Origin of the sequence: Sphingomonas sp. Leaf343 (genome assembly GCF_001423765.1) — a bacterium.
Lineage (GTDB): Bacteria > Pseudomonadota > Alphaproteobacteria > Sphingomonadales > Sphingomonadaceae > Sphingomonas.
The window spans coordinates 1-3,041 of sequence record NZ_LMPG01000009.1 but is presented as its reverse complement, the minus strand read 5'-3'; the positions used below and the strand labels follow the sequence as shown (position 1 = coordinate 3,041).

The window sequence follows — 3,041 nt, the reverse complement described above, 5'->3', positions numbered from 1 at the left end:
CGCGCATCGGCGATTGTGATCTCGTCCGCTGAGTAACGGTTCAGCTGCACGACCGCATCGGCCAGCGTCGTATCAGTGAATTCGAGACGGCCGGCTTCCCAGCCCAGCGATCCGGCAGCATCGCTCCGAACAACGCCTCCCATCCCACCTCGTGCAACGAACTGCTGTCAAAAGAGACGGTTCTAAAAAACGGAGCTAACGATTGGCGGTTGCTTATTAATAATATCTTTGTAACTATCATGTGGGGCGTTAGTCACCTCCTAAGCGCCCTGACCGGATCCTACGGCGTGTGACTGTATGGTCACACGCCGTTTTTGCTCAATTGAAGGTAAGTCAAAGGCAGGGTTAACGCCGCGCCTGCTACCGTTCCTCGATAAACAGGATCGGCAACTTAACAAAGCCTTAGTGGGAGCACATTGCTGGCGTTGCCGTCTTGCCACTTAGTTCGTTTCATGATCAAAGAAATAGACCTCCTCCTGCTGGCGATGCCGATTATGCTGATATTTTGTAATAAGAGGATCGCGTGGTAAATCAGACAAACAAGCCGACGCCTCCGCCTTCAGGTGAAGATATGATCTTACTACCGGGGGGTGACTTTGTCATGGGATCGGATAATTTTTACCCGGATGAAGTTCCTCGGCGTGTCGAAAGCGTCGTAGCATTTGCGATAGATCGTGTTCCTGTCACGAACGCGAGTTTTGCGGCGTTTGTCGATGCAACAGGCTATATCACGGAAGCTGAAATCCCGCCGGACCCGCTCGACTATCCTGGTCTCAACCCGGCAGAGGCGGTGGCAGGCTCATTAGTCTTCACGCGGACGACGACGCCAGTGCCGCTCGACGACGCTTCGCAATGGTGGCGGTTCGAGGCGGGGGCAGATTGGCGCCATCCGTTGGGGCCGGAAAGTTCGCTCGAGGGCCTCGGTGATCATCCGGTCGTTCACATCGCCTATCGCGATGCAGAAGCCTACGCGACATGGGCCGGTAAGGCCCTGCCGACAGAAGCCGAATGGGAGTTTGCCGCGCGTGGCGGCAGCACGACCGAATATGCGTGGGGTGACGAACTAAACCCTGGCGGTGCGATGATGGCTAATTACTGGCAAGGCATGTTCCCGTTTGCGAACCAGATGCTTGACGGTTGGGAGCGCACGTCGCCAGTTCAAACCTTTCCTGCAAACGGGTATGGCCTCTACGATATGATAGGTAACGTCTGGGAGTGGACGAGTGACTGGTACTCCGCCGGCACCGAGCGCCGCGTCGCGAAGCGTCGCAGCTGCTGTTCGGTACGCATCGGTCCGCGCGCCTCGGTCTCGCGGGCCGGCAGTCTGGACCCAGAGCTGCCGAACGTCCGGATCGGGCGAAAAGTCGTCAAGGGGGGATCGCACCTATGTGCGCCGAGCTACTGCCAGCGATATCGACCCGCTGCGCGCCACCCCCAGATGATCGACTCGTCAACCGGACATATCGGCTTTCGCTGCATCAGGCGCCTGTGACGGATCCGGACGCAAGCGATCCATCTACTTGGCGCGACATGTTGCCGCAGCAGCGGACGATCGTACCGACACGGTGATGCGGGTATGCTGTCGACGTGCGTCTTAGGTCTGATGCCTGAGAACGGGCGCTGGAGTTACGTTCGCTGCTGAAACGCGCTCATCCCGATCTGCGTCCGAGCCTGATCGCGTTCTTTGCGCGCCGGGTCGGCAATGTCAGCGAGGCGGAGGATCTGGCTCAGGACGTGTACCTGCGTCTGGCGTCTACGCCGGAGCGCAACCTTCGGGACACGAACGCCTATGTCTTCCAGATCGCGGCGAACCTGTTGCGGGATCGCGCGCGTAGGGCCTCTGTGAGAACGCGTTATGCGGTAGGTGTCCAGCAGGAAGGGTCGATGCATGTCGATCCGCTCGATCCCCACCGCGTCGCGACAGGGCGCGAAGGCCTCGTCACGCTGGTTCGGGCACTCGACGAACTGCCTGAGCGAACCCGCAAGATCTTCCTGCTCTATCGCTACGAGCAGATCGACCGGGCGACGATCGCCGACAGTTTCGGGATCTCGGTCAGCGCCGTCGAGAAGCATCTCGCAAAAGCCATGACGGCTTTGACCGAGAAGCTGGGAGGTCTGGGATGACGCAAGGACCCGGCCCGGAACCAAAGGCTCCTTTGGCGTGCGCGGCGGCGCAAGCCGCCGACTGGTGGCTATTGCTCAAAGGCGGTACCCAGCTGACCCCGGAAGACGATCAGGCGTTGGCGGCGTGGCTGGCGGCGGACGCCGCTCACCGGCAGGCGCTGGACCAGTGCGCCACCGCTTGGGCGGCACTCGACGAGCATGCCAGTGCACCGGAAATTATCACGCGGCGCTCCGATGCCCTGAACGAACTCCGGCGCGCCAACCGGCTGCGATGGATGCGACCGTCCCATAACGCGCCGCTCAGGAGTGCCGCGGCGGCGGCGTTGCTCGCCTTGGCCGGTGGGACGGCATGGTATGTTCAGGGTCACGGTCGTGAACAGCTGAGTACCGATACGGGAGAGCGGCGCGCGCTGACCATCGCGGATGGCTCGCGCATTTCGATGGACGCCAAGACGAGCGTATCGGTTGGCCTACGTGCCGAACAGCGAAGCCTCAGCCTGTGGTCCGGCCGCGCCAAGTTCGATGTTGCGTACGAACCGAACCGGCCATTCACCGTCCAAGCCGCAGGACGGATCATCCTTGCAACCGGGACGTCGTTCTCGACGGAGGTGGTCGGAAACGAACTGCGCGTGATCGTCTATGAAGGGAAAGTGGTCGTGCTGGGCGGCACGATGCCGGACGCGTCAACGCTTATAGCTCTGCGGCGACGGCCCAGCGGCGACGCAATAGCACTGGTTTCGGGCCAGCAGTTCGTTGCGCGAGGCGGGACGGGAGGCACCGTTCGGAGCGATGCTGCCGGATCGCTGGGCTGGGAAGCCGGCCGTCTCGAATTCACTGATACGACGCTGGCCGATGCGGTCGTGCAGCTGAACCGTTACACGACGCTGGCCGATGCGGTCGTGCAGCTGAACCGTTAC

General features: G+C 61.2%; 3 protein-coding genes. All 3 read left to right on the top strand.

The window, feature by feature from the left end; translation table 11 throughout:
* Positions 1-571 precede the first annotated feature (571 nt).
* Positions 572-1,492 carry a formylglycine-generating enzyme family protein gene (locus ASG07_RS16860; protein WP_082474565.1) on the top strand — a complete coding sequence of 307 codons (921 nt, stop codon included), beginning with the start codon at positions 572-574 and terminating at the stop codon, positions 1,490-1,492.
* A 128-nt stretch (positions 1,493-1,620) separates the two neighbouring features.
* Complete coding sequence (locus ASG07_RS05250; RefSeq protein WP_055843275.1) at positions 1,621-2,124, top strand: RNA polymerase sigma factor; 504 nt, start codon at positions 1,621-1,623, stop codon at positions 2,122-2,124.
* A gap of 32 nt (positions 2,125-2,156) precedes the next feature.
* A partial coding sequence (locus ASG07_RS05245) for a FecR family protein (RefSeq protein WP_055843274.1) occupies positions 2,157-3,041 on the top strand: 885 nt, incomplete at its 3' end.

Bases quoted from the DNA above. Each gene is read 5' to 3' on its own strand.
- ASG07_RS16860 (WP_082474565.1), top strand. From the start codon at position 572: ATGATCTTACTACCGGGGGGTGACTTTGTCATGGGATCGGATAATTTT.